This window comes from Sporosarcina sp. P37, from assembly GCF_002109365.1.
Lineage (GTDB): Bacteria > Bacillota > Bacilli > Bacillales_A > Planococcaceae > Sporosarcina.
Genome location: NZ_CP015349.1, coordinates 3,192,806 through 3,218,164, shown reverse-complemented (window position 1 = coordinate 3,218,164; position 25,359 = coordinate 3,192,806). Strand labels below are relative to the sequence as shown.

Here is a 25,359-nt window from a genome sequence, read left to right as displayed (position 1 = left end):
AAACTCCCTCCTTTCCTGCCGGTTCATTTTTCGCTTTGTTCACCAAGCTGAATCATATCGAATAAATAGCGGGCTTGTGTGTGCTCTGGCTCAATCGTGAAAGCCTTCTCCAGATGAGACAATGCGCTTGCTTTGTCTTCAGTCGAAACAGCGTAAAGTACGCCGAGATTATAATGTGTGTCCGCATGGTCCGGCACACTTGCCAGAATGGATTCAAACACCGGCTTTGCTTCTTTGAATAATTCAAGCTTTGCCAATAAAATACCATAAGACAAGGCAATCTCCGCGTCCTCTGGATTCAGTTCGGCAGCGCGCTGCAAATATGGCAGTGCTAAACGGTCACTGCCTCCCTGCTCAAGACTTTTACCGAGCATGAAATAGGCATCAGCAGATTCTAAACCGGTCTGCACCGCTTTCTCATACAATTTAGCGGCCTCTTCAAAGCGCTCCTGATTATAATAAAGATTTGCGAGTCCGTAAAATGCCGTTCCCGCGTTTTCATCGAGCGTCAGTGCCTTCTGAAAAAACGGCTCTGCCTGTTCAGCATCTCCAAGGGAAGCGAAAATATTTCCGATATTAATATAACCCGTTGCTTCTTCCGGATTTTCTTCCACGGCCTTTGTAAAAAGCTCAATCGCTTTTTCGTAATTGCCTGCCTGCATTTCTTTAATTGCTTCGTTATGAATCGACATGCTGCTGCCTCCTTATCCTACATACGTCAGTTTTTTGCCGTCCTTAAATACTTCATTGATCGTTCCGCCGCCAAGACACTCTTCGCCGTCATAGAGCACGACAGCCTGTCCCGGTGTGACTGCGCGAACAGGTTCGTCAAATGTGACGATTGCTTCATTGCCTGTCAGCTGCACAGTTACTTTTGTATCCGGCTGACGATAGCGGAATTTTGCTGTGCATGTGAAACGTTCCGGCAAATCTCTCGGTGAACAAATATTCATGTCGGTCGCCTGCAGGCTTGTCGAAAATAATGCGTCATGATTGAAACCTTGTTCCACCAGCAGCACATTACGCTCCAGATCTTTACCGACCGCAAACCATGGCTCGCCTGCTCCGCCGATTCCGAGACCGTGACGCTGGCCGATTGTATGGTACATGAGTCCGTCGTGCTTACCCATCACGACACCGTCCATTGTCTGCATTTCGCCTGGTTTAGCCGGCAAGTATTCGCCAAGGAATTCTTTGAAATTACGTTCGCCAATAAAGCAAATCCCGGTAGAATCCTTCTTTTTCGCTGTGGCAAGTCCGGCTTCTTCTGCGATTTCCCGGACTTTGTTTTTCTCCAAGTGACCGAGAGGGAACATCACTTGCTGAAGCTGTTCCTGTGTCAGCTGATTAAGGAAATAGGTCTGATCTTTGTTATTATCTACTCCGCGAAGCATAGCTGTGCCGTTTTCACGTTCGACAACCTGCGCGTAATGTCCGGTTGCCAAGTAATCGGCACCGAGACTCTTTGCATGCTCAAGAAATGCTTTGAACTTGATTTCTTTATTGCACATAACATCCGGATTTGGCGTGCGGCCTTTTTTGTATTCATCAAGAAAATACGTAAACACTTTATCCCAATATTGTTTCTCGAAATTGACGGAGTAATACGGAATGCCGATTTGATCACATACACTGCGCACGTCCTCAAAATCTTCTGTGGCAGTGCAATGTCCCGATTCGTCTGTATCATCCCAGTTTTTCATAAAGATTCCGATCACTTCATAGCCTTGCTGTTTTAGCAGCAGTGCCGCAACCGAAGAGTCCACTCCGCCTGACATTCCAATGACTACACGTGTATCGGCAGGTGCTTTTTTCGTTGTCATGTTTTTCATCCTTTACTGATTCATTTCACTAATCGTTTAACGACGTGTGCGATCCGTTCTGCGGCCTCTTCCACCGAAGACGGAGTGAGGCCGTAGCCGAAGCTGATGCGTATCGAATTTCTGGCATTCTCCGACTCGTTGCCGAACATTGCTGTTACAACATGCGACGGTTCAAAAGAGCCTGCTGTACAGGCAGAACCACTTGAGACAGCGATGCCTTCCAAATCCAGACTCATTAAAAATGTTTCCACGTCGGTACCGGGAAACGATACATGATAAATATGTGATAATGACGGAACAGCAGCCGGAACGGTCGGTTGAAAATGCAAGCCGCGACGTCCGAACACTTCCTCCATTTGTTGTTTATATGCTGAATACGTAATAGTGTGCTCTTGTTTTGACTGCTCGGCTATGGAAACTGCTTCTGCGAACGCGACAGCAGCCGGAACATTCTCTGTGCCTGCTCTGCGCTTTTTCTCCTGCGCTCCGCCGAGCACCTGGCCTGCAAGCATTTTACCGTTGCGCTGATAAAGGAAACCGATTCCTTTAGGACCATTCAGTTTATGAGCTGAGACGGACAGCAAATCCACTTGCATTTGCTCCACGTCCAGCTGACACGCGCCGTAAGCCTGCACCGCATCGGTATGGAACACCGCCTGATGTGGAGAAAGGATCTGGCCTATTTCAGCGATAGGCTGAATGGTGCCGACTTCATTATTGCCGTACATAACAGACACCAGAATCGTTTCATTTGTCAGCGCCTGCTGCACTTGTTGTGCTGTAATGAGCCCGTTGATGTCGGGCTGCAAATAAGTCACGTTATAGCCTTGTGACTCCAGTTGTTTACACGGGTTTAACACCGCATGATGTTCAATTTCAGTTGTAATGATATGGCGCCCGTGCATTTGCATCGACTGTGCAGTTCCGAAAATAGCCAAGTTATCTGCTTCCGTTCCGCCTGAAGTGAAAATAATTTCATTAGGCGATGCGTTAATAGAAGATGCCAGCGTTTTCCGCGCGTCCTCCAGCATTTTTTTGGCGTGTCTGCCTACCTGATGTGTACTCGACGGATTGCCGTACGTATCATCCAGTACGTCAGTGAACCGTTCCAGTACAGCCGGATGCATAGGCGTCGTAGCGGCATGGTCTAAATATATAACAGGTTTCATAAGAAAACTCCTTTAAATATAAAACATGTATTCATCCACAGCGGAAGAATCATCAAATTCAATTAAATCTTTAATAGTTGTATGATCTAACACGCCTCGAATCGCGTCTCCGATCCGCTTCCACAATTCACGCTGCGGAATCTTGTCATCGTCTAATCCTTCGACTAACTGAATCGGACCTTCCAGCAGACGGATAATATCTCCTGCTGTAATCTCAGAAGGATCTTTCGCGAGTTTATAACCGCCGTAGGCACCGCGCACACTTTTCACCAGTCCGCTGTTGCGCAGCGGGGGGATCAGCTGCTCGAGGTATGCTTCAGAGAGATTCTGCTCTTCTGCGATCTTCCGCAGAGGTACAGGTCCTTCTCCATATTTCCGTCCTAATTCTACTATTACTGTAAGTCCGTATCGTCCTTTAGTAGATATTTTCATGTGGGCATCGTCCTTTACTAAAATTGCTGAAATCAGTATAGCATAATTGTATCACTGGTTCTTCCAAATGACTTCACTAATGTTTTACGTTATAATGAAAGAACAAACGTACGCAAGGAGGATATACATGCATAATGAACCTTTGGCCTTTCGCATGCGGCCCGGTACGATTGATGAAGTCATCGGACAGAACCACGTCATTGGCAGCCATACTCCCTTATATCGGATGATCAAGAACGGACATGTTCCGTCTCTTTTACTATACGGAGAACCGGGCATAGGCAAAACTTCTCTTGCCTATGCCATTGCAGGCACTTCAAAATTGCCGTTCATCGCGCTGAATGCCACGGTGGCGGGAAAGAAAGATGTCGAGGATGTCGTAAAAGAAGCGAGAATGACAGGAAAGGTACTGCTGTTTCTCGATGAAATTCACCGTTTCAATAAATTGCAGCAGGATACTTTGCTTCCGCACGTAGAAAGCGGATCGATTGTACTGATTGGAGCGACGACAGAAAATCCGTTCCACGATGTCAATCCAGCCATCCGATCTCGGTGCGGAGAGATTGTCCAGCTGAAACGGCTGCAGCCCGAGGACCTGCTTGAATTACTCGAACGGACCTTAAAGGACGAGAAAAAAGGACTGGGTAAGGAATCTATTCAAATCACAAAAGAGCAGCTCGAAAAAATTGCGGAAGGTGTGAATGGCGATGCCAGAAAAGCACTGACGTTTCTTGAATCATTGCTCGCAGCGAGTGATGAAGAAGACGGGATTATCGTCGTGGAAGACGATTTGCTTTCTCAGCTGCTCACACGCATCAGTCTGCTGGGCGATAAAAAAGGCTCACACCATTTCAACTTATTATCCGCGCTTCAAAAAAGTGTGCGCGGCAGCGATGTCGATGCAGCATTGTATTATTTGGCGCAGCTGCTTGAGATTGGCGACTTGACAGCCGTTACAAGACGGATGCTTGTCATGAGCTATGAGGATATCGGCTTGGCGGCACCGGCGATCGGCAGCCATGTTCTGGCGGCTACAGACGCGGCTTTGCGGCTCGGGATGCCAGAAGCACGTATTCCGCTTTCCGTGGCAATAGTGGAAATGTGTCTGGCGTCGAAATCGAACTCGGCCTATAAAGCAATCGACGCCGCAACGAAAATGCTGCACGAAAAACCGACAGGAGAGATTCCGATGCATTTGCGGGACACACATTACGGAGGATCAGCTGCACTCGGGCATGGCGGCTACGTCTATCCGCACGCGACGCCCGTCGGCACATTCGGCGGCTGGACCGATCAGCAATACCTCCCTGATACGCTGGCGGATGCTGCGTTTTACACGCCGGTTGAAGCGGGGGAAGAAACGAGAATGGCTGCCATCCATAAGCGGCTGCAGTCGTTCAAATCTAAAAAAACTGCACGCTGACAGTATATTTGCAGATTTCATGTAAAACAGAAGTAATTCCATAAACAAAACTCCACACCTGCCGGACGGCAAATGTGGAGTTTTTTATTGAAACATCTTGGCATCTTTCGGAGTCTGGATGGCATCAATATCATTGAAATAACTGTACGTTGCATCCAGCTTTTGTTTATATCGGATATAATCCCGTTTAAAATAACCAGTTATATTTGCCGACATTTTCACTCCTGTTACAAACATCGTCTGATCATTGATTTTCAGCTCAATATCGAGTTTATCGATGACAGGAAACCCGCCGTGTGTATGAATAAATTGCTCCGGTTGTTCACTGTTCACAGAAACCAATTCCATCAGCTTGCGGTAGTCCGCCGGCGACAGCGAAAACTGCAGCGCATAGCCGTAATCGATTTTTTCCAGTTTCGCATCATCTGCGAATGGCTCAAGCAGCGACAAATCCATTACAGGGGATGCAAACGGAACCCAAACACCAAGCAGCTGAGCGCGCTGATCTTCGGTTATTTCTTGCCAGCCTTTTTTATCTTTTACCAGTCTTTCATGCATCGCCAGCTCATCGCCCTGGCGGAACAGCTTGATGTTTCTCGCTGTTTGCAAAGGCGCTTTCCAGACCACTTCCTCTGAAACCATCAGCGGATGCCGTTGAAAATCCGCCTGCACTTGAACGTTTTGGCTTGTGCGTTTCGGAGGATTGGACGTGACACTGCTCTCATCAAAACTGATACTTGTATGAACGGATTCGAGTTTACTCATCGCATGATCCGCTTTTTTCAAAACATCTTCCGCACTTGACGGCGCGGAAGATGTTTTTCCGCATCCTGTCATTGTAAATAGGATTACTGCCAGGAATAGAACGAAAAATCTTTTGTTCATCAGGAAACTCCCCTTCAATCAAAACTATTTACAGTGTACTTCACAGCCACGCAGTTGTCACGGACCATTCGATATCATTTGTGATGAAAATTAGTCAACAGCAACGACCCAGTTGAACGGATCTTCCACTTTACCTGTCTGAATACCTGTAATCGTATCGTATAGCTTCAATGAAAGCTCTCCGATTTCATTGTGATTGATTTCGCATTTTTTGCCTTCAAAGAACAGTTCGCCTATCGGAGAAATGACCGCGGCTGTACCTGTGCCGAACGCTTCTTCAAGCGTGCCTGCTTCATTTGCTTCGATGATTTCGTGAATAGATATTTTGCGCTCGGTAACAGGCATGTCCCATGATTCCAGTAATTCAATGACTGATTTACGTGTAATCCCTTCGAGAATGCTTCCATTGAGCGCAGGCGTAATAATTTCTCCGTTAATTTTGAAGAAAACGTTCATCGCTCCGACTTCTTCGATATAACAATGTTCTTTCGCATCGAGCCAAAGAACTTGAGAGTAACCGCCCGCTTCAGCCACTTCCTGCGCTTTCATGGCTCCTGCATAGTTTCCTGCTGTTTTCGCACTGCCGGTACCGCCCGCAGCCGCTCGGACGTACTGGGATTCCACTGCGATTTTCACGGGGTTCATACCTTCTTTATAATACGGACCGACCGGAGATAAAATGATCATCAGGCGGTACGTTTTGGAAGGCGCTACACCTAAATAGGGCTGCGTGGCAAAAATGAAGGGACGTACATACAGCGATGTTCCTTGTCTGTCAGGAATCCAGTTTTTATCGAGAGAAACCAATTGTTTTAATGCTTCCAGCACGAATTCTTCATCAAACATCGGCATGCATAATCTGTCATTGGATCGATTTAACCGTTTCATATTTTCTTCAGGACGGAACAGCACAACTTCTTTATCTTCGTTCAGATACGCTTTCAATCCTTCAAATACGGTTTGCCCGTAATGCAGGACGATAGCTGCCGGATCGAGCAAGAACGGCTCATACGGTTCAATGCGCGCGTCATGCCATCCCGTGCCGTCTGTATAATCCATTACAAACATATGATCTGTGAAAATCGTTCCGAAAGCGAGCGGGTCATTTGCCGCCGGTTTGTCTTTCGGCTGTGTCGTCTGATTGATTGTGATCTGTTTCTCGGTTGTCATAGTAAAACCTCCTGATAATTATCTGATTTGACCCGTTCCGCGAATAACAAATTTGGAAGAAGTCAATGCTTCTAATCCCATCGGCCCTCTGGCATGAAGCTTTTGTGTACTGATCCCTATTTCTGCGCCGTAACCGAATTCAAACCCATCTGTGAAACGGGTGGATGCATTCACGTACACTGCCGCCGCATCTACACTGTTCAGGAATCGTTCTGCGTGCTCATCGTTCTGAGTAATGATTCCCTCTGAGTGTTTCGTGCTGTATTGCGCGATATGATCGAGCGCCTGCTGAACATTTTCCACACTTTTCATGCGCAGTGTCAAGTCCAGGAATTCACCGGACCAGTCATTCTGTTCAACAGCCTCGATGGACGGGTCAAATGTGCGCACTGCAGCATCTCCCTGCAGCCGGACATTTTTTTCACGTAATGCACCAATTAATTTCTCTCCGTGCTCCGTCAGCCAGCTGCGGTCAATCAATACGGTTTCAATAGCGTTACAGACGGACGGGCGATGTGTTTTTGCATTGACGACAATGTCGATTGCCATTTGCTCATCCGCTGTTCCGTCGATGAATAAATGACAATTCCCTGCACCAGTCTCAATAACAGGCACCGTAGATTCACGAATGACTGTTTCAATTAGTTTTGCTCCCCCGCGAGGAATCAGCACATCCAAATAATCAGTGAGCGTAAACAATTCTTTCGCTGTCTCACGGCTTGTATCTTCAATCAGCTGAACGGAATCGACTGGCAATGAACTCTTCTCAAGTCCGCGCTGAATAACGCGCCATAGTGCGAGGTTAGAATATTTGGCGGACGAACTGCCGCGCAACACGACGGCGTTTCCTGTTTTCAATGCCAGGGAGGCCGCGTCAATTGTAACATTAGGACGCGCTTCATAGATCATTGCGATCACGCCGATCGGCACACGCTTCTTGACGATATGCAGGCCGTTGTCTTTCGTAATATCTTCAAGTGTCTCGCCGATCGGATCTTTCAGGTCAATCAGCAGACGGACGCCTTCCGCCATCGCTTCAATGCGGTCTGGAGTCAATAGAATCCGGTCAAGAACCGCCGATTCAATCCCTTTTTCGCGGCCTTCTTCTATATCTTTTTTGTTTTCCGCAAGCAGCTGTTCCTGTTCTTCCAGCAACTGATCCGCAATCAGCCGCAGCGCTTCGTTTTTCTCTTCTGTCGTTGCGATATTCAGTGCGACACTTGCTTCTTTAGCTGCTTTTCCTTTACGTCTGATTTCACTCATCATCCATTCGCCCCTTTTTATTGTAGTTGTACCCAGCGGTCTCTGTGAATGACTTCCAGCATCGGCTTGAAATCTTCCTGCTTATCCCGCTCGGCAATCGTTTTCTTTAACTGCTCGGATGAATAAGTCACTTCACCTTTGCCGATCAGACCATTGAGCCCGAATACTTCCACCACTTCACCGACCTCAAAACTCCCCTGCACTTTAAACACACCTGCCGGCAGCAGACTGCGGCCGTTATGCACGATGGCTTCTTCTGCACCTTTATCAACGTACAGACGTCCTGTAGATTCCGAATGAAGGGCAATCCACTGCCGGTTCGTGTTGATTGTAGTAGCGGCAGGACTGGAAATATACGTTCCGTCCCCGTGACCTTTTAAAATGTCGAGTAATTTTGTCTGACCATAGCCTGTCCCGATAAAGACCGGAACTGCCAGCGTATGTGCGGTTCTGGCAGCCAGAAGTTTGGAGCGCATTCCCCCTGTACCCACTTTAGAACCCGTTTCATCGGTTCCCCCGAGAAGTTCATCTGTAATTTCATCCAGCTTGGTCAAACGCACTGCATCCGGGTCGGTACGTGGGTTGCTCGTATAAATTCCGTTAACGTCTGTCAGTATTATTAATTGGTCTGCATGCAAAAAGCCGCTGACCAATGCAGACAGCATATCATTGTCGCCAAATGTCAGCTCATCAATCGAGACGGTGTCATTTTCATTGATGATCGGCATAATCCCGCGGTCCAGCAATTCTGACATCGCCGCAAACGCATTACGGTAGCGGTCACGATCCGCAAAATCCAGGCGTGTCAGCAAAATTTGAGCAGGCACAATTTTATGTGTGCTGAACCGTTCGATATACGACTGGATCAGCAGACTTTGCCCTACTGCTGCAGCCGCCTGCTTGCCTTTGATGGTCAGCGGACGGGAAGAATATCCGAGCCGCGCAAAACCCGCTGCCACAGCTCCTGAAGATACAACAATTACTTCATGACCGACGTTTTTCAGCATCGCCAGCGCGTCCACATGATCGTTAAATTTCACCTGATCAATTTCACCGTTATCATTCGTTAAAGAACTGCTGCCGATTTTTACTACTATCCTCTGTTTTTTCATCTACATTCGCCTGCCGTTTCTACTTGTTACTTCACTGTATGCAATTAAAAAAAGCCCAATCGTCCCGATATAATCAGGACGAAAGGACGTAACTTCCGCGGTGCCACCATCATTGGATCCATATACATGAATCCCGCTCTCCCCATAACGCCGGGTGACGCGCCTGTGTTTGCACAGGACTCAAAAGGCAGGTTCAACAAGGCATTGTGACGGAAACTTGCAGCCGGTGGATTCCGCTCTCTTACACATGCTCTTTATCTACTGGTCCTTCTTCAGCGTTCAACATCATTTTCACCAATCATACAATATTCAGAGTAATTGTCAAGTGTCAAAGGAGCAGAAACGGGCGGTTCTCCATTAACAGCGGAGCATACGTTCAAGCGCATTTACTGCTTCAGCTGAGGTCACTTCATCCACTTTGATAATATTCTGTTCGGCGCCTTCCATGATGTTTTCAAGACTCCATAATAAGTGCGGCAAGTCAATGCGGTTCATAGTCAGACACGGGCACATTAACGGATTCAATGAAATGATGTCCTGCTCGGGGTGGTTTTCCATCAGCCGGTTCACTAAATTCATCTCCGTGCCGATCGCCCATTTCGTGCCTGGCGGCGCCGCTTCAATTTGGTCAATAATATATTTCGTCGAGCCGTTATCATCAGATTTCATGACGACTTCATGAGAACATTCAGGATGAACAATAATCCGCCGCCCGGGATCATTTTCCCTTAACTGGCGGATATTTTCCACAGTGAAATTTTCGTGGACTGAACAATGACCTTTCCACAAAATCACCCGGCAGTTTTCATCCTGCCCGTCGTATTCCAATACATCTGTAATCGGGTTCCAAACAGCCATATGATCGAGCGGCACACCCAGATCATATGCTGTATTTCGCCCCAGATGCTGGTCAGGCAAAAATAAAATTCGCTTTTTCTGCGTGAACGCCCATTCAACAATTTTTTTGGCGTTCGATGACGTTACCGTCGCCCCGCCGCTGCGGCCGACAAATGCTTTAATCGCGGCGGTCGAATTCACATACGTCAGCGGCAGAATCGTATCCCCAAAACGCGCCTGCAACTCATCCCACGCACGTTCTGTCTGATATATATCCGCCATATCCGCCATCGAGCAGCCTGCCCGCATATCAGGCAAATAGACTTTTTGATGTTCCGTTGTCAAAATATCCGCGGTTTCCGCCATGAAGTGCACACCGCAAAAAACAATATGCTCCGCCTGTTCATTGGCTGCGCAAATTTGCGCCAGCTGCAGCGAGTCGCCCTTGGCGTCCGCAAACTGAATCACTTCATTTTTCTGATAGTGATGGCCGGGTATGAACAGCTTCGTTCCCAGTGTTTGTTTGATGGTGCGGATTTTCTCTTCCATTTCATTGACGGTGTAATTTTTATAGTGTTCAGGCAACATAGCATCTGCCTGTCCTTTTATGAGATCAATCATCGACATGTTACTCAGTCCCCCTGCCCGGTTAGTTGTAAAGTAGCGCTGATATCAGCAGCAATGACAGAATGTGTCAGCGCGCCGACTGATATGTAATCAATTCCTGTGTCGCCGTAAGCTTCGATCGTTTCCTCCGTAATCATACCCGAGGCTTCAGTGATAATATGCGGCGGCACAAGCGGCAGCCATTCCGTAATTTGCTCCGGCAAGCGGTTATCGAACATAATAATATCCGCTTCCGCTTTGACAGCTTCTTTCAGTTGTTCAAGCGTCTCGATTTCCACTTCGATTTTTACCGTATGCCCCAGACGGCTTCTCAGCTGCGCGACCGCATTAGTGATGGAGCCTGCATAAGCCAAGTGATTGTCTTTCAGCATCACAGCATCATACAGGCCGTTCCGATGATTGAATCCTCCTCCTGTGCGTACTGCATACTTATCGAGCATGCGCAGTCCAGGCGCTGTTTTGCGGGTGTCACAGACTCTCGTATCCGAGCCGGATATCAGTTTCGTCAGCTGTGCAGTCTTCGTCGCGATAGCACTCATTCGCTGGATGCAATTCAATATGACGCGTTCTGCGCTCAACAGACTTCTGACGGGCCCTCTGGCAACAGCGAGCACTTGCTGATCTTCCATACGCTCCCCATCCTGCACATAACATGTCACTTCTATGGCGGGGTTCATCACGTGAAAACCTTGTGTAATCACATCCGTTCCACAAAATATGCCTGCCGTTTTGGCGATTATCTGCATTTCACCGAGTGCATCGGGCGGAAATAATGTGTTTGCCGAAAGATCGCCATCCCCTACATCTTCTATAAAAAATTGCTCTAGCATGGAAGCCAGTTTCATTCTATTCATCTGTGTACCTACTACCTTTCTCTGCTTGAGGTGTCTTTACATCTATCTTTACATAACTGAAGTTATATGACAAGATGAATATATTATTTTATGCAGGGGGTTTTTTATTTGCACTACTTTGATTACGCTGCAGCGACTCCGCTTTGCAAAGAAGCTGCAGCTGTCTATCTGTCAGTTTCGCAGCGGCAATTCGGCAATACTACGAGCCTTCACGATGAAGGAGGCGCAGCACAGCATGTCCTTGCACAGAGCAGGCAGCAGCTTGCGGCGCTGATCGGAGTGCGTGCAGAAGGACTTTATTTCACTTCGGGCGGGACAGAAAGTAATTCTCTTGCTCTTCTGTCTTTGGCACAGGCCGGTCGAAGAAAAGGGCAGCATATCATCCTGTCCGCAGCGGAACACCCTTCCCTTCATTCAGCTGCAGCATACCTGCAGGAAAGGGGGTATCGCATTTCACTGGTCCCTTTCACCAGCGAAGGTCTGATTGATTTACAAGCATTAACTAACGCAATAACAGAAGAAACTTCGGTTGTCTCAGTACAGCATTGCAACCCCGAGATCGGCACCATTCAGCCTGTCCGTGCCATTTCAGAGCTGGTCCGTCCTAAAGGAATCTATCTGCACAGTGACTGTGTGCAGTCTTTCGGCAAGCTGCCGCTGACAGACATCAGCGCATACGTTGACAGCCTTTCGTTGTCCAGCCACAAAGTCTACGGCCCTAAAGGTGTAGGAGCTGTCTATATAAATCCAAGAATCCGGGCTGTCCCGCTGTTCCCCGGAGCCACGCAGGAAAAAGGGTTTCGCGGCGGTACGGTTAACGTGCCGGGTATTGCCGCATTCGTCGCAGCCGCTGAGCTGGCTCAGACCGGCGTACAGCCGTTCACTGAACTTCGCGAGCTATTTCTGGAACTGCTCTCAGCACGCAAAGATTTATTCACGTTTTACGGCAGCCCGCGTGCAGCCGAACAGCTGCCTCATATTGTGGGGATGTGCGTCAAACACTCAGAAGGTCAGCTAATTATGTTAGAATTAAACAGAAGAGGTTTCGCGGTATCTACAGGAAGCGCCTGCCAGGTCGGACAGCAGCAGTCATCGATGACGATGGGCGCGATGGATATCCCCCCGCATCTGGCGAAAGGTCTGGTCCGGATTTCATTTGGAAGCAGTTCCACTGGGGGGAGCGTAAAGAAATTGGCGGAAGCGCTGCTTGAAGTGGCAGAGAGCATGCACAAGATTCCGTCAGATATTTTATAGATTGCAGGTGAGAACATTGTGGCGTAAAACAAAAGCAGGAGGAGAACAGCGTCGTGAATTGATTCTTCGGACGCTGCAGGAAGCGGGCCATCCCTTGACAGGCGCTGAGCTCGGGCAGCTGACGAATGTCAGCAGACAAGTCATAGTCAGTGATGTCAATTTACTGAAAGCAAAAGATGAACCGATCATTGCAACAAATCAAGGATATTTATATACCCAGTCTGCTGAAAAATCAACAGATGCAGAAAAGATTATTGTCTGCAAACATGATCCTGAACAAACAGAGGAAGAATTACACATTCTGGTCGATCATGGAGTGACCGTAAAAGACGTGCGTGTCGAACATCCAGTATACGGCGATGTGAGAGCGTCGATTATGGTTTCAAACCGCCAAGAAGTGAAAGCATTTATTGACCAGATTAAGCAATCAAAAGCACCGTACCTGTTAAATCTGGACGAAAGCGGCATTCACCTCCATACGATCTCAGCCCCTAGGAAAGATCAGTTGCTGGAAGCGGAAAACGCATTAAAAAAAGCAGGATTCCTTGTCGAATAGGAATCCTGCTTTTCTATGGAAATAACCAAATACCGAATAAAGGGCCTGCAAGCGCACCGAGAATTGCCGACAGTGTCATGGCGACCGAACTCATGGAAGCTGTCTGTTCTCCATACTCAAGCGCTTTAGAAGTGCCTATCGCGTGCGCACCGACGCCAAGTCCGATACCCTGGCCGATCGCTGTATCAATTGCAAACCAGCGGGAGATCCAGGGGCCCATGAGGATGCCTGCAAGTCCTGCGATAATCACTAACACCGTGGCAAGCGAAGGAATACCGCCCAGTTCTTCCGCTATCTGCATAGCAATCGGTGACGTGATCGATTTCGGTAAGATGCTGGCAAGAAGTTCGGTTGAGAAACCTGCCAGCCTCGCAGCCAAGACACCTGTAATCATCCCCGTCACACCTCCTGCCACTACCCCGCTGAAAATAGGAAGCAGATTTTTACTGATCAAATCGCGCTGTTTATACAATGGAATGCAAAGCGAAACGATCGCAGGGCCAAGCAGTGCGTCAATCCATCTGCCGCCCGTCATATACGTTTCGTATGAAATATCTAATAGTGATAACACGACGATCACTGCGATGGTTGTCGTCAGAATCGGAACTAAAAAAGGAGACCGAAGCCGAACGTAGACAGCGTTCATCAATATATACATAATGACCGTCAGCATGATCATCAAAACCGTAATCACCCATATGTTCATGAAAGATCCGCCTCCGCTTTTACGCTGCGTTTCGCAATAGACTGGCTGACAAGGCTGGCTGCAGCCATCGTGATGAATGTGCTGATAATCGTAATGACGATAAGCAGACTGCCTTTCCCTGCAAATACATGCCCATAATCCATGACACCGACTGTGGCGGGTATTAAATACAGCGGCAATGTAGAAAGAAATACATAAGCCCCTTTTTCCACCCAGCGAAGCGGCACGATTTTGGCGGCAAGCAGCGCCCACAGCAACAGCAATCCGATAATGCTTCCAGGCAGCGGAATCGACAGCCAGGCCCGCAAAAATTCACCCGTCAGAAATAGTATGTATAAAAAGGCTGCCTGCACGAGCGTGACGATGAGTTTCATTCCAACACTTCCTTACGTAATTCTCCAATTTATGCTAATCAAAATGAATACTCCCTCATTATAGAGATTTATCAATAAAAATCCAAGTCTTTCCGGACTTTCATTAAAAAATATTCAGATTATTCTTCCTACTGTTGACGCTATCTGTCAATTCATGTATAGTGTAGGAAGCCGTATTGAGCAAGTTGCCATTGCGCATGCTCGCGCGTTACGGGTGGATTTGGATTTCTAATTGCCGAGGAGGAAATGATATGCACCAAGGTAAAGTGAAGTGGTTCAGCAGTGACAAAGGGTATGGATTTATCGAAGCAGATGACGGTGAAGACGTATTTGTACATTTCACAGGAATTGCTACAGATGGATTTAAAACACTGGCTGAAGGCCAAACTGTTTCTTTTGAAGTGATTGAAGGAAATCGCGGTCCACAGGCGGCAAATGTATCAGCACTCGATGATGAAGCGTAACTTCATCTTGGCATGAAGTCGAATAAAAAATATAAACAAAGCATCCACGCAGCAGCGGGATGCTTTTTTACTGTCTATTTCGGTGCCGTACTAATTTTATTGATTTCTCTTCCGAGGAATTGCAGCTGATCTCCTATGGTACAATCGGAAATACAAAATTGGTGAGCGCCCGTTTTTCCGCGTTCTTTTGTCAGTTGTTTTTTTACGTAGCAGCCTTCACAATATATATCGAGCAATTGATTAATTTCTTTCATGACAAGTACTTTATTCATTAGAAAAGAACTCCCACCTTTCTTCCTTCTATTTTAGGCGGGCTGAAGAAATGATGCAAGTCATTACGGGAAGTTTTACAATTCATTACCAGACAGGAGCGACGCGAATTATGTTGGAAGTGTATATAGACGGCGCCAGTGCGGGAAACCCAGGACTGAGCGGAATTGGCATCTATATTAAAGGCGAAGGACAAGATGTGCGGATCAGTGAACCGATTGAGCCGACGAATAATCATCATGCAGAGTTTCAGGCGCTTGTGCGCGGCTTGGAGGAAGCCGCGAAGCTGACGGCCGGAATGGTGTCCATGCGTTCGGATTCAACAGTTGTCGTGCAGTCGATGGAAAAAGAGTTTGTAAAAAACGAGCAATATGCCCCCTATTTGAAGCGCGCATTAAAGCTCGCGGCGACGTTTGACTTTTTCTTTATTAAATGGATAGCGGACAGTACGAACAAAACGGCGGATTCACTTGCAAGGCAGGCTATTTTAGCGCAGAAGAAGCAGAAGGGCTGACCGAAAAGCCGATGGATGCATGCAAAGGACAACCTCTCTATAATTCTATTTCCGGTTTCTCCATTTCATCGCGCGAAAAGGCTGAGGAAAATAAATTCCTCAGCCTTTCTATGCTTTCATAAATATTACTGTCTGGGTTACAGAATCATATAACACCCATTCTCTGGACAAAACCACAGCACCCACGTTAATAATGCTTCTCTTATCCGCTACAGTCTGCTCTCTGCCCCATGTAAACGGCACGGTTTGTCCGTCCTGTGTTAGCCCTGAATGATGCGTATGGCCATGGAAGACAAGGTGTGCTTGCGGCAGATGTTCGGTCAGCCACGCTTCTCCCTGCTTATGAGGCCACTGATGACCGTGAATGATTACTGCATCGTCCGCATTCAGCATTTCAGGCAGATCATTGAGAAAATCTCTAACCGGTTCCTGCCGCTCTGTCAGCAGCAAAATGCGCTCTTCCTGATTTCCGTAAATTGACGGAAATGTCAGCAGCTCATCAAACCCTGCCGGATGGTTGATTACTTCTTCTACAGAACGATAAATTTGGCCATGAAGGTCTTTTTTACTGACTGTGCACTCATAGATGTCCCCGGTGCCGATAATTCTTGCCTGCGGAGCTTCCTTGGAAACCTGCTCCAGCACCGCCTGCAGATCTTCTTTTGACGAGTGAATGTCACCCAGCAGCGCAAATTGCATCGTGAATCAGCCCCTTATTGCAGTTTCAATCGGCGCATCGTCCTGAGAAATCCAGTCGCTGAAACTTCCGACGTATAATTTCACATTAGGATAATCCAGTTCCGTCAGTGCTGCGAATAAAGGAGAAGCTGTTACACCGCTGCCGCAGTAGACGATAATGTCATCTTCGGGTGCCGCGGTTTGCATCAGCTGTTCTTTCACTTTTTCCACATCAAACTGTCCGCCCTGTTTCAGCTGCTCCCAGTCAAAGTTGCGGGCAGTCGGGATATGACCCGCTTTATGATAGAGCGGTTCTTTTTCCCCGCGATAGCGGACTTCAGAACGCGCGTCCACAAGCACGGACGGACGATTGCCCGCCGCCACTTCTTCAACTTCATGGCGGTCGGCATACAGCTGCTCCTGCCAGTTCGGTTCGACTGCTGATTTTGCAGGCACAGCCGGTTCAGCAGTTACGTCAAACATTCCGCGCAACTCGCGATAGCCTTCGGTTACTACATGAACATCTGTGAATCCCGCATATTGCAGCATCCACCATGCGCGTGTCGCAAACGGGCTGCCGCCGTCGTCATAAATAAGAATGGCATCGGTAAGTTCCAAGCCGCTCGTGCGGAATAATTCCGTCAGCTGTTCTTTTGACGGCAGAGGATGACGGCCGCCGGTACGAGACGCACCCGATAAATCCTCTTCCAAATCCCAGTGAACTGCACCTTTCAGATGTTCTTGCTGATAGGCGAGTTTGCCGCTTTTTTCATCCTGCAATGAAAAGCGTGCATCGATCCATTTCACGTCTGCCGTATTTACATCATGAGCAGATACAAATACTTGTGTCATTGAACCATCTCCTCTTGTCGGATTGTTTCATAGATATTCTGCCATTGTTCCAGCTGCTCCGAACCGTCGAGCAATGTCCGCTCCGATTCGATCTGCACCAGACTTTCCTGCAATAGATGAACACGCAATGCTTCCGCCTCGTCATTAATCCACAAATCTGCCCACTTCTCAATACGTTCTTTCTGATCGCCAAGATAACTGGACGCATCGCCTTTTAACTTTTCTTCCAGTTTTGCTTTCAGAATATCCCGATCGCCGCGTTCAAAGAATGCTTTTTGATTTTTGAACGATTTATTGACTGCACTGTAGACCATAGGATCTTCATACGGGATGTCAAATGACAGCATCTCTTTGTCATTCGGTTCATATGGAGACGGCACGATGGATTGATCCATATCGGACAGAGCACGGACTTCCGTGCGCTGGCGTTCCAGTAACTGCTTCTTCATGTAGTGAAGAATACGCAAATTGGTTACTTTCAATTCCTGCGTCAAATCAAAGCCGACCATATTCACAGTTTCCGCCAATGCGATTTTCAAAGCTTTTTCGGATGAATTTTTCGCAAATGTCGACGGGCTGTATCCTTCTTTAAAGAAATCTCCGAAACGCAAGAACACACGCTGTAAAATATAGTATACGAGTTCACTTAATTCATCATGTGTCGCTTTCACTAGAATTTCACTCGCACTCTTTTCAAAACGCTGCTTAATTGCCGCTTCGGCAATTGCCAGCTCTTCCAGTCTTTCCGCTTTTCGAGACCTGTTCTGTATGGTTCTGTCAATTAATGAAGCAAGCCGGTCAATTGTTTTCACCGTTTCTTCTTCAAGCGCCTGCACAACCTGCGCACGCAGATCATGCTCAAGGAACGCATAGAATTTCTCTTCAAAATCGGCCATCAGCGGGTTCGGCTGCTGCGCAAGCTTTCCTTCAAGCGCCTGCAGGCTAGAAATGCCATGCACACGCGGATTGCGGATTCCGAATTTCTGTAATTCATTGGCGACGAAACCTTTCACTTCTTCGCCTTCTTCTTCATTGGAAGCAAGGTCGATTGCGTTGACGATAAAGAACATCTTGTCGAGTTCAAATGCGTCCTTGACCCGGCCCAGCTGAATAAGGAATTCACGGTCTGCACGTGCGAATGCGTGATTATAATATGTGACAAACAAAATCGCATCTGCGTTACGGATATATTCAAACGCTACATCTGTATGACGTGCGTTGATGGAATCTGCCCCCGGTGTATCTACCAGCGTGATGCCGTGACGAGTCAGAGGGCAGTCATAGAAGAAATCGATAGAATCTACGAAACAGCTGCGTTCTTCCTGTGCCACGAATTTCGTGAACTCGTCACGCTCTACCGTCAGCGTCGTACCCAGTGCAGGGGTATACAGCGGATAGCCTCTTTGGAACGCACTGATAAAGGATTTATGAATATGCAAATTCTCATCTTCAAGCGGCTGCTTCATCGCTGCGTCTGTCTTATTGAATGCATCTTCAAGTGAAGAAACTTCGATGCCAAGTGCGCTGAATGACAATGCCACGTCTTCAGTCATCGTCGCTTCATCCTTCAAATGAATGTCTGCCGTATTATGCAGATGCGCTTCACTTACAGGACGGATCCGGTTAATCGCCGCTGTTGTCGGATTTGGAGATACCGGCAGTACTTTTTCACCAATTAAGGCATTTGAAAATGATGATTTGCCGGCACTGAATGCGCCAAATAATGCGACTGTGAATTCCTGTCCCTGCAGACGTGCCGCTTTCGTCATCAAATATTGAGCCGTTTCTGCGAACCCAGGGATCGTCTGAACAGATTCTGCAATATGCTGTGCATGCGCGATCGCTTTTTCCGAATCGACAAGCTGACGTTCTTCCGGCACTTCTTCCGCCGTTTCTTCTGCGGCTACCTTTTGTTCTTCCACTTTTGCCACAAAATCGATGGTCTCGATTTGTTTCGGCTTTTCCCACTGGGCAACCAGCTGATCGCGGCCCATGCGTGTAGGGGCGGACGGATTGGCGATTTCTTTGTCCACCCATTCCATGCGCTTCTTCCATTTATTTATTTCATTCAATGCGTCCACTTTCTCCTGCAGTATTTCAATGGTTTCTGCAAGAGGTCCTGACTGCTCACCGCCTGCTTCTTTTGCGATGACCGACATTTCCTGCTTCCATTTATCTGTTTTTCTCTTATAAACTAAATGAATCGCACGTTTCATCTGCTCCGCATAGTTCAGGATAGTTTCACCCGTAATGACTTCCTGCACCAGCAGCTGCTCGTCCACTTCATCAAACGGCAGCGACAAATCCATCGCATCGATTGCAAGAGACCGCTCATCTGTCAAAATACCTGCTTCTTTCAATGATTTCTTCATCAAAGTCTTCATATAAATTTCGATTTGCGTATGCGCGAGACCAGAAATATTATCATCCAGCTTTTGACGGCGTTTTTCGCGTTCTTCTGCTGTCTTCTTCGCACCGAACAGTAAGCCGACTTTGAATTTCGGTGACTTTGCTTCCAAGTGGCTTTTCAGTAATTCTCTTGTCTCAAACGGCGCAAGTCCCGCATTCTCTAATAATTCATTGCGTTCTTTTTCAAAATTCACGTAGAATTCATCACCAGACACTAATTCCAGACGTTTTTTCGCGTCTTTCAAATCCTGGCTCAATTCTTCGTACTGTTCCCATTCGGACTCGCTGAGGATCTCTGAATAATTTTCTTTGACATCATCCACTTGCTGCTGAAGGAATGCCATATGCTCATCTTTCAGTTTCAATAAAGACTGCCCGATATTTTGTTCAAAGTTTTCTTCCCGGTGTTCAATGGAACCGTCGACGATTGCTTTTACTTTCTCAAAATCATTATGCGGATGATCAAGCTGTTTCAATGAAGTGTAAAAAATCCCTTTCGGCTCTACTCTCCATAATTTGAATGAATCTTCAACGGACTTTTTAAAGTCATCGAATGACAGTTCACTGTCACGGTGTTTATCGATCTGATTAATGATCAGATAGACGTTGCTGTTATAGCGCATCAATTCTTTAGTGAACCGGAAATTCATTTCGGATTGAACGTGGTTATAATCCATCGTATAAAACACCAGATCAGCCAAGTGCAATGAAGATTCAGTTGATAGCCTGTGTGCATCATCTGTGGAATCGACGCCAGGCGTGTCCATAACAGTAATTCCTTCAGGAAGATTGGAATCCGTATGGCCGATTTCGACCAATGATACTTCCGCACCGTCCTTACTGAAGGCTTTCACACCTTCAGAGAAGCCGTGTCCGCTAAATTTCACAGCACTTCCGTCAACACGGTGAATGATTGCGTAATCTTCATCCGCTTTATGTACCTTGACGATATTTGCACTTGTCGGAATAGGGCTCGACGGCAGCAAATCATCTCCCGTCAATGCATTGATCGTAGAGGATTTCCCCGCTGAAAAGTGTCCCGCAAAGGCAATCGTATATTCTTTCTCTATTATTTTATTGGCAAGTAATGCCGTTTTGGCTTTACGCTCATCATCTTCGTTGTTGGAAAAAATTTGGCCATATGTAGCAGATTGCTGTAAAAATTCATGGTTTGTAGACATAATCTTCGTCCTTTCAATTTTAACTCACCCCATCATACCATTAATGAGTGAAAAAATAGATAGTTACATGATAATTCCTGTGATTCGTGCGGAAAGTGCGTTCCGGCCCTGCAGCAGCGTCCCCGTTTACGTGTAAGTTACACAGCAGGATCATCTGTCAGCAGCAGTCTTATAGTTATAAAGTTAAAATACTAGTAGTCTTTTAGTTATGTTTGGTGATATAATTGGACTATAAATGTAATTGTGAGAGGATGTTCCTTTAGATGGACAAAGCAGCCAATGTACAAAAGGTATTAAACGCGACGATTTCCTCCCTTACGACAGTAGTCCCGCTCAAATTCCAAGTGCTCTCGCCCGCCCTGATTCAGCAGCCATATGAACAGCGTGAAATTAGTGTGTTAATTGGCCTTATCGGCGATATGAAAGGCCGGCTGATCGTAGAGCCGACGAATTCCATTATCAGTGAAATCGGCCAGGCGATGTTCGGTATGCAAATTGAAGGCGAGATGGCTGAATCATTCACTGGAGAGCTGGGAAATATGATTGCCGGAAATCTTTGTACCGTATTGGAAAAAGAAAATCTGACACTTGATATTTCCCCGCCGACTGTATTGACCGGCCAAACAAAATTTTACGGATTCAAACAAGCGTTTAAAATCCCTGTGAAATTTGAAAATGAAGATGTACTGAATTTATTGCTGACCATCGATGAAGAACGATAAAACACCAATAAAGCGCAAGGACGTCGGAATATCGACATCCTTGCGCTTTTTAGACAGTCATCACGAGAACGGCACAGGCAGCACGCGTTCGATGACCGGAAGCAATTCTTTATTCTCAGGTTTCATAAATAAATGAATCGAACCGAAGTCATCGCTCGTCCGGATCAGCCGGCCGATTCCTTGCCGCAGACGCAACAGCATAAACGGCAAGTCCACTTCGTCAAACGGATCTTCCGCAAATTCTCTGCGCGCTTCAAACAGCGGGTCGTGCGGAGGGAACGGCAGATCAAAGATAATGACACGTGTCAGCGCTTCGTTCGGCAAGTCGAGGCCTTCCCACAGATGGTACGAGAAGAATACATTGACTTTACGCTGCTGGAAATCTTTCACAAGCGAAGACAGGGAGCGCTCTCCTTCATAAGTTACCATCACACTTTGCTCTAAAGGCAGCTGCTCATAGGCGTCCATCATTGACTGCTTGGAGCCAAACAGCACTAATGTCTGTTCCTCATCATCGAGCAGATCCGAGAGCCGGCTGATATTTTCTTCCGCTGACCCTTGCTCCAGATGAATTTTCATGACATTTTCATAATCAAAAGGTGAGGCGATAGAAAACGACTGGTAATCAACAATGCCCAGACTGTATGCCAAATAATCAAATGATTTCTCAACAGATAATGTTGCAGAAGAGAAAATAATCGGCATCGTGCCAGTAAACAATTTCTCTTTCAGAATCGACGTCACTAATCTTGGCATAATGAGCAATGTACTTTCTTCCCGGCGGTTTTCCAGCCAGTCCACCGCGTCGTTATCGCCGGCAAACAGTTCCATTGAATATATATATTGCTCCAGGTATTCTTCGACAATTTTCAAATCATATTCTGGAATTACATACAATTCGCCTTCAAATACGAATTCTTCAAGAAGTTCATTGGACAAAGCTACTGCTGTTTCGGCCAGCTTCATCATTTCTGCATTCTTTTCGATCGTCAAACGTTCATTATCATGCTGTGTGGCATTACTTTTCAGCTGATTAAAGAACATTTCATGCGTTTCAAGCAACTGTTCCATCAGCTGCAGTGATTTCTCACGGATGCCGTCGACCATAATTCGTTCGAGCAGCTGGATAATAGTCTGTTCCTGCACTTCGTAAGTCAATGCGCGCTGAGCAGAGTACTCGAGCAAATGGCCTTCATCAAATACTACCATTGACACTTCCGGCAATAGAGGCAGCTGTCCCTGTCTGACGCGGGATTCTTTCGTCCATAAATGTTCCATATAAAAATCATGTGAACAAATAATCAAATCAGCCGCTTCACGGTAATGATTGCGATGAATCGTCTGACCGCAGCGGTTACGGATATCACATGCCGCACATTGCTGGATGGGGTGATAGTTAATCATATCCCATTCATGATCCGCGAGATACGGATAATCCGAACGCACTCCGTAAGGATACACCGACTGCAGCGAGCGTTCCGCATGGACAAATTCCGGCAGCTCATCTTCGACCAAATCGACGAAATCTTCATTGGTCTTCATGCTGGTTTCTTCCAGACGCTTCAGGCAAATATACTGGTTACGCGCTTTTGCCAGGCGCACGTCCACCGTCATATTCAGGGCCTGACTCAGCTTTTCAATATCGCCCTCTTCTTTTATCAACTGATCAATCAGCGTTTCATCCGCACAGGAAATGACTGCCGGTTTTCCTGTATAACGTGCGTAAGCAATTGCGGGCAATAAATAAGCAATCGTTTTCCCTGTACCAACGCCTGCTTCCGCCAGCAGCACATTCTTTTCTTTCAACGCCTGTTCTATTTGAAATGCCATGTAAATTTGCTCATCCCGGCATTCGAATCCTTTTTCCGTCAAATCGTCATATAATGTATCGCCGAGCCAGTCATTCAGCGATTCAAAAAATGTCTGCCCTTTATCCAATTCAAATGGAATTTTCGTATTCATAGTGTCCCCTCCTGAATGCATGCGAAAGGAAGAGGGGTCTTCTCCTCTTCCTGCTCTTTAAATTATGAACGCTGTCCCCAGAACTGATACAAATCAGTGCGAATAAAGCCGTTAAACAGTTTACGCTTCTTCGTTGCGCGCTTACCGTACATTTCTTCATAGTTTTCCAGGGAAGATAAAATATACACCGACCATGACGGATGCTGTTCCATGATTTTCCCAAGAACCCCGGCAATTTCTTCTGCTTCTTCCACTTCACCAAGTCTCTCGCCATAAGGCGGGTTGGCAATCAGTACGCCGTTGTGGCCTTCAATTTTCAGATCACGCACATCTTGCTGCTCGAATGAAATGATATCCGTAAAACCGGCTTCCATCGCGTTCCGCTGTGCAATAGAAATAATATTATAATCTACATCATAGCCGCGGATATCCAGTTCCAGATCGTACTTCGCGACATCTTCCACTTCTTCACGGACACGGTCCCAGACTTGTGCATTCATCCACGGCCATTCTTCACTAAGAAATGAACGATTGTAGCCGGGTGCAAGATTTTGCCCGATCATCGCAGCTTCAATTGCAATGGTGCCGGAACCGCAGAATGGATCGACAAACGGACGGTTTGGGCTCCATCTGGACAGCTTGACCAGCGCAGCCGCCATCGTTTCTTTCAGCGGCGCATCCCCTTGACCCAAGCGATAGCCGCGTTTATGCAGGCCCTGTCCGCTGGAATCAATCGTCAGTGTCACTTTGTCTTTTAATATGGATACTTCCAATTTAAACAGCGGACCTGACTCTTCCAGAAAGCCGGTTCTGTTATATGCGGTTTTCAGCCGTTCAACAATTGCTTTCTTCACGATAGCCTGACAGTCGGGAACACTGAATAATTTGGATTTGACAGATTTACCTGCTACCGGAAATGCCGCATCCGCAGGCAAAAACTCTTCCCAAGGCAATGCCTTTGTGCGTTCAAACAGTTCATCGAATGTATATGCTTTAAATTCACCGACGATAATGCGGACTCTGTCGCCTACACGCAGCCACATATTGGCTCTTGCGATCGTTTCTTCATTGCCTTGAAAATAAACTTTACCGTTCTCTGTCTGGCATTCATAGCCCAGATCTTTTATTTCAGATGCAACAATCGATTCAAGTCCCATTGCGGCGGTTGCCATTAATTTGTATTCACTCATGTTTCAGCACTCCCTTTGCTTCTGTTCAGCCGTTTCCACTCGATTGGAAAGGTTTATGTACTATTTTGCTTATATACAAAAGAAAAACTCTCCCAAAACTGTAGGAGAGCTAATTGTAAGGTAAATGCCATAGAATATTCTGTAAGCCATGTTTTGTTCTTCGGTACTCAAACGGCTTGCGCCTCGTACTTGAAGCGGTAATCATCTATCTACAGACAATTGTCTGTTCCTTCCTCCATTGAATTCTTTCGGAAGAACGCCCCTACCATAATTTGGGTTTCTCACTCGTGGGGTTTACCCGTTCCACCCGACATGTTTCCATGCCGGCTACGTCACTGTGGCACTTTCAGGGAATCTGGTCCATATCCGAAGACTTAGGAGTTATTCCCGCCATCAATGCAAAAGCATTGCCCCGGCTTATTTTTTCACCGAGCACGAACACTACGGTCATCTCAGATCCGTGTGAGCATGGACTTTCCTCTACAGCCGAAGCTGCAGCGATTACCTGAATACTCTCTATGGCACTCCTGAGTATACACCAGAACTTAGATTTACACAATGGATTCGATTGGGAAAGCGTTTAGAAATAAAATCAAGTGCAAAATCTTTACGCGTGGGTGAGTGAATTGGTG

The 25,359-nt window shown here is 46.8% G+C and carries 24 protein-coding genes and 1 other RNA gene; 6 read left to right on the top strand and 19 right to left on the bottom strand.

Annotated features, from left to right (window positions below):
- Nucleotides 1-23: 23 nt before the first annotated feature.
- From SporoP37_RS16130 to cymR, 4 genes are read right to left on the bottom strand one after another with little or no spacing between them, the layout of a single operon-like run.
- A complete protein-coding gene (locus SporoP37_RS16130) occupies nucleotides 24-692 on the bottom strand; it encodes a tetratricopeptide repeat protein (protein ID WP_085431549.1) in 669 nt (222 codons plus the stop codon).
- Nucleotides 693-704: 12 nt separating this feature from the next.
- Entirely contained in the window at nucleotides 705-1,823 is a 1,119-nt protein-coding gene (mnmA, locus tag SporoP37_RS16125; protein ID WP_081244619.1) for a tRNA 2-thiouridine(34) synthase MnmA, read from the bottom strand.
- Nucleotides 1,824-1,843: 20 nt separating this feature from the next.
- Nucleotides 1,844-2,992: a cysteine desulfurase family protein gene (locus tag SporoP37_RS16120; protein ID WP_085431547.1), complete on the bottom strand. Its 1,149-nt coding sequence runs from the start codon at nucleotides 2,990-2,992 to the stop codon at nucleotides 1,844-1,846.
- Between the two features lie 12 nt (nucleotides 2,993-3,004).
- A complete protein-coding gene (cymR, locus tag SporoP37_RS16115) occupies nucleotides 3,005-3,424 on the bottom strand; it encodes a cysteine metabolism transcriptional regulator CymR (RefSeq protein ID WP_085431545.1) in 420 nt (139 codons plus the stop codon).
- Nucleotides 3,425-3,551: 127 nt separating this feature from the next.
- Here cymR and SporoP37_RS16110 point away from each other — a divergent pair, with 127 nt between their 5' ends.
- Nucleotides 3,552-4,847, top strand: a complete 1,296-nt coding sequence (locus tag SporoP37_RS16110; RefSeq protein ID WP_085431543.1) for a replication-associated recombination protein A — start codon at nucleotides 3,552-3,554, stop codon at nucleotides 4,845-4,847.
- Nucleotides 4,848-4,931: 84 nt separating this feature from the next.
- On the opposite strand, the gene SporoP37_RS16105 is transcribed toward SporoP37_RS16110, so the two are convergent.
- The 6 genes from SporoP37_RS16105 to nadC form a co-directional block, all read right to left on the bottom strand.
- The gene (locus SporoP37_RS16105) at nucleotides 4,932-5,732 is read right to left on the bottom strand and encodes a DUF6612 family protein (protein WP_085431541.1); all 801 of its coding nucleotides are present in this window, start codon (nucleotides 5,730-5,732) and stop codon (nucleotides 4,932-4,934) included.
- A gap of 90 nt (nucleotides 5,733-5,822) precedes the next feature.
- Nucleotides 5,823-6,902: a branched-chain amino acid aminotransferase gene (locus SporoP37_RS16100; protein ID WP_085431539.1), complete on the bottom strand. Its 1,080-nt coding sequence runs from the start codon at nucleotides 6,900-6,902 to the stop codon at nucleotides 5,823-5,825.
- Nucleotides 6,903-6,920: 18 nt separating this feature from the next.
- Nucleotides 6,921-8,165: a glutamate-5-semialdehyde dehydrogenase gene (locus SporoP37_RS16095; RefSeq protein WP_085431848.1), complete on the bottom strand. Its 1,245-nt coding sequence runs from the start codon at nucleotides 8,163-8,165 to the stop codon at nucleotides 6,921-6,923.
- A 17-nt stretch (nucleotides 8,166-8,182) separates the two neighbouring features.
- Nucleotides 8,183-9,277, bottom strand: coding sequence for a glutamate 5-kinase (proB, locus tag SporoP37_RS16090; RefSeq protein ID WP_081244608.1), 1,095 nt, complete (start codon nucleotides 9,275-9,277; stop codon nucleotides 8,183-8,185).
- 357 nt (nucleotides 9,278-9,634) lie between these two features.
- Nucleotides 9,635-10,741 (bottom strand): quinolinate synthase NadA, encoded by a 1,107-nt coding sequence (nadA, locus tag SporoP37_RS16085; RefSeq protein WP_085431537.1) that lies wholly within the window; start codon nucleotides 10,739-10,741, stop codon nucleotides 9,635-9,637.
- Between the two features lie 5 nt (nucleotides 10,742-10,746).
- A complete protein-coding gene (gene nadC, locus SporoP37_RS16080) occupies nucleotides 10,747-11,595 on the bottom strand; it encodes a carboxylating nicotinate-nucleotide diphosphorylase (protein ID WP_085431536.1) in 849 nt (282 codons plus the stop codon).
- 108 nt (nucleotides 11,596-11,703) lie between these two features.
- On the opposite strand from nadC, the gene SporoP37_RS16075 reads away from it, so the two are divergent.
- Both SporoP37_RS16075 and SporoP37_RS16070 read left to right on the top strand, forming a co-directional pair.
- Entirely contained in the window at nucleotides 11,704-12,849 is a 1,146-nt protein-coding gene (locus SporoP37_RS16075; RefSeq protein ID WP_232329779.1) for an IscS subfamily cysteine desulfurase, read from the top strand.
- 16 nt (nucleotides 12,850-12,865) lie between these two features.
- Nucleotides 12,866-13,405 carry a transcription repressor NadR gene (locus SporoP37_RS16070; RefSeq protein ID WP_085431534.1) on the top strand — a complete coding sequence of 180 codons (540 nt, stop codon included), beginning with the start codon at nucleotides 12,866-12,868 and terminating at the stop codon, nucleotides 13,403-13,405.
- 13 nt (nucleotides 13,406-13,418) lie between these two features.
- Here the strand turns inward: SporoP37_RS16070 and SporoP37_RS16065 are convergent, their stop codons facing one another.
- Both SporoP37_RS16065 and SporoP37_RS16060 read right to left on the bottom strand, forming a co-directional pair.
- The gene (locus tag SporoP37_RS16065) at nucleotides 13,419-14,111 is read right to left on the bottom strand and encodes an LrgB family protein (protein WP_085431532.1); all 693 of its coding nucleotides are present in this window, start codon (nucleotides 14,109-14,111) and stop codon (nucleotides 13,419-13,421) included.
- On the bottom strand, nucleotides 14,108-14,485 hold the full coding sequence (locus SporoP37_RS16060; RefSeq protein ID WP_085431530.1) for a CidA/LrgA family protein: 378 nt from the start codon (nucleotides 14,483-14,485) through the stop codon (nucleotides 14,108-14,110). The genes SporoP37_RS16065 and SporoP37_RS16060 overlap by 4 nt, the downstream gene beginning before the upstream one ends.
- 251 nt (nucleotides 14,486-14,736) lie before the next feature.
- Here SporoP37_RS16060 and SporoP37_RS16055 point away from each other — a divergent pair, with 251 nt between their 5' ends.
- Nucleotides 14,737-14,949 carry a cold-shock protein gene (locus SporoP37_RS16055; RefSeq protein WP_081244600.1) on the top strand — a complete coding sequence of 71 codons (213 nt, stop codon included), beginning with the start codon at nucleotides 14,737-14,739 and terminating at the stop codon, nucleotides 14,947-14,949.
- A 74-nt stretch (nucleotides 14,950-15,023) separates the two neighbouring features.
- Here SporoP37_RS16055 and SporoP37_RS16050 read toward each other — a convergent pair whose 3' ends face one another.
- A complete protein-coding gene (locus SporoP37_RS16050) occupies nucleotides 15,024-15,221 on the bottom strand; it encodes a zinc-finger domain-containing protein (RefSeq protein ID WP_081244598.1) in 198 nt (65 codons plus the stop codon).
- Nucleotides 15,222-15,331: 110 nt separating this feature from the next.
- Here SporoP37_RS16050 and SporoP37_RS16045 point away from each other — a divergent pair, with 110 nt between their 5' ends.
- The gene (locus SporoP37_RS16045) at nucleotides 15,332-15,733 is read left to right on the top strand and encodes a ribonuclease HI family protein (protein ID WP_085431846.1); all 402 of its coding nucleotides are present in this window, start codon (nucleotides 15,332-15,334) and stop codon (nucleotides 15,731-15,733) included.
- A gap of 108 nt (nucleotides 15,734-15,841) precedes the next feature.
- On the opposite strand, the gene SporoP37_RS16040 is transcribed toward SporoP37_RS16045, so the two are convergent.
- The 3 genes from SporoP37_RS16040 to SporoP37_RS16030 are packed head-to-tail and all read right to left on the bottom strand — an operon-like array spanning nucleotide 15,842 to nucleotide 20,853.
- Nucleotides 15,842-16,432, bottom strand: a complete 591-nt coding sequence (locus SporoP37_RS16040) for a metallophosphoesterase family protein (protein WP_081244596.1) — start codon at nucleotides 16,430-16,432, stop codon at nucleotides 15,842-15,844.
- 6 nt (nucleotides 16,433-16,438) lie between these two features.
- Nucleotides 16,439-17,263, bottom strand: coding sequence for a sulfurtransferase (locus tag SporoP37_RS16035; RefSeq protein WP_085431528.1), 825 nt, complete (start codon nucleotides 17,261-17,263; stop codon nucleotides 16,439-16,441).
- Nucleotides 17,260-20,853: a dynamin family protein gene (locus tag SporoP37_RS16030; RefSeq protein WP_085431526.1), complete on the bottom strand. Its 3,594-nt coding sequence runs from the start codon at nucleotides 20,851-20,853 to the stop codon at nucleotides 17,260-17,262. The genes SporoP37_RS16035 and SporoP37_RS16030 overlap by 4 nt, the downstream gene beginning before the upstream one ends.
- A 263-nt stretch (nucleotides 20,854-21,116) precedes the next feature.
- Between SporoP37_RS16030 and SporoP37_RS16025 the strand changes: the two genes are divergently transcribed.
- Nucleotides 21,117-21,575, top strand: coding sequence for a chemotaxis protein CheX (locus SporoP37_RS16025; RefSeq protein WP_081244592.1), 459 nt, complete (start codon nucleotides 21,117-21,119; stop codon nucleotides 21,573-21,575).
- 60 nt (nucleotides 21,576-21,635) lie between these two features.
- Here SporoP37_RS16025 and SporoP37_RS16020 read toward each other — a convergent pair whose 3' ends face one another.
- The 3 genes from SporoP37_RS16020 to rnpB form a co-directional block, all read right to left on the bottom strand.
- Entirely contained in the window at nucleotides 21,636-23,537 is a 1,902-nt protein-coding gene (locus tag SporoP37_RS16020; RefSeq protein WP_085431524.1) for an ATP-dependent DNA helicase, read from the bottom strand.
- A 62-nt stretch (nucleotides 23,538-23,599) separates the two neighbouring features.
- Nucleotides 23,600-24,727, bottom strand: a complete 1,128-nt coding sequence (locus SporoP37_RS16015) for a THUMP domain-containing class I SAM-dependent RNA methyltransferase (RefSeq protein ID WP_085431522.1) — start codon at nucleotides 24,725-24,727, stop codon at nucleotides 23,600-23,602.
- Between the two features lie 137 nt (nucleotides 24,728-24,864).
- An RNA gene (rnpB, locus tag SporoP37_RS16010) (RNase P RNA component class B) lies at nucleotides 24,865-25,240 on the bottom strand.
- Nucleotides 25,241-25,359: the final 119 nt, after the last annotated feature.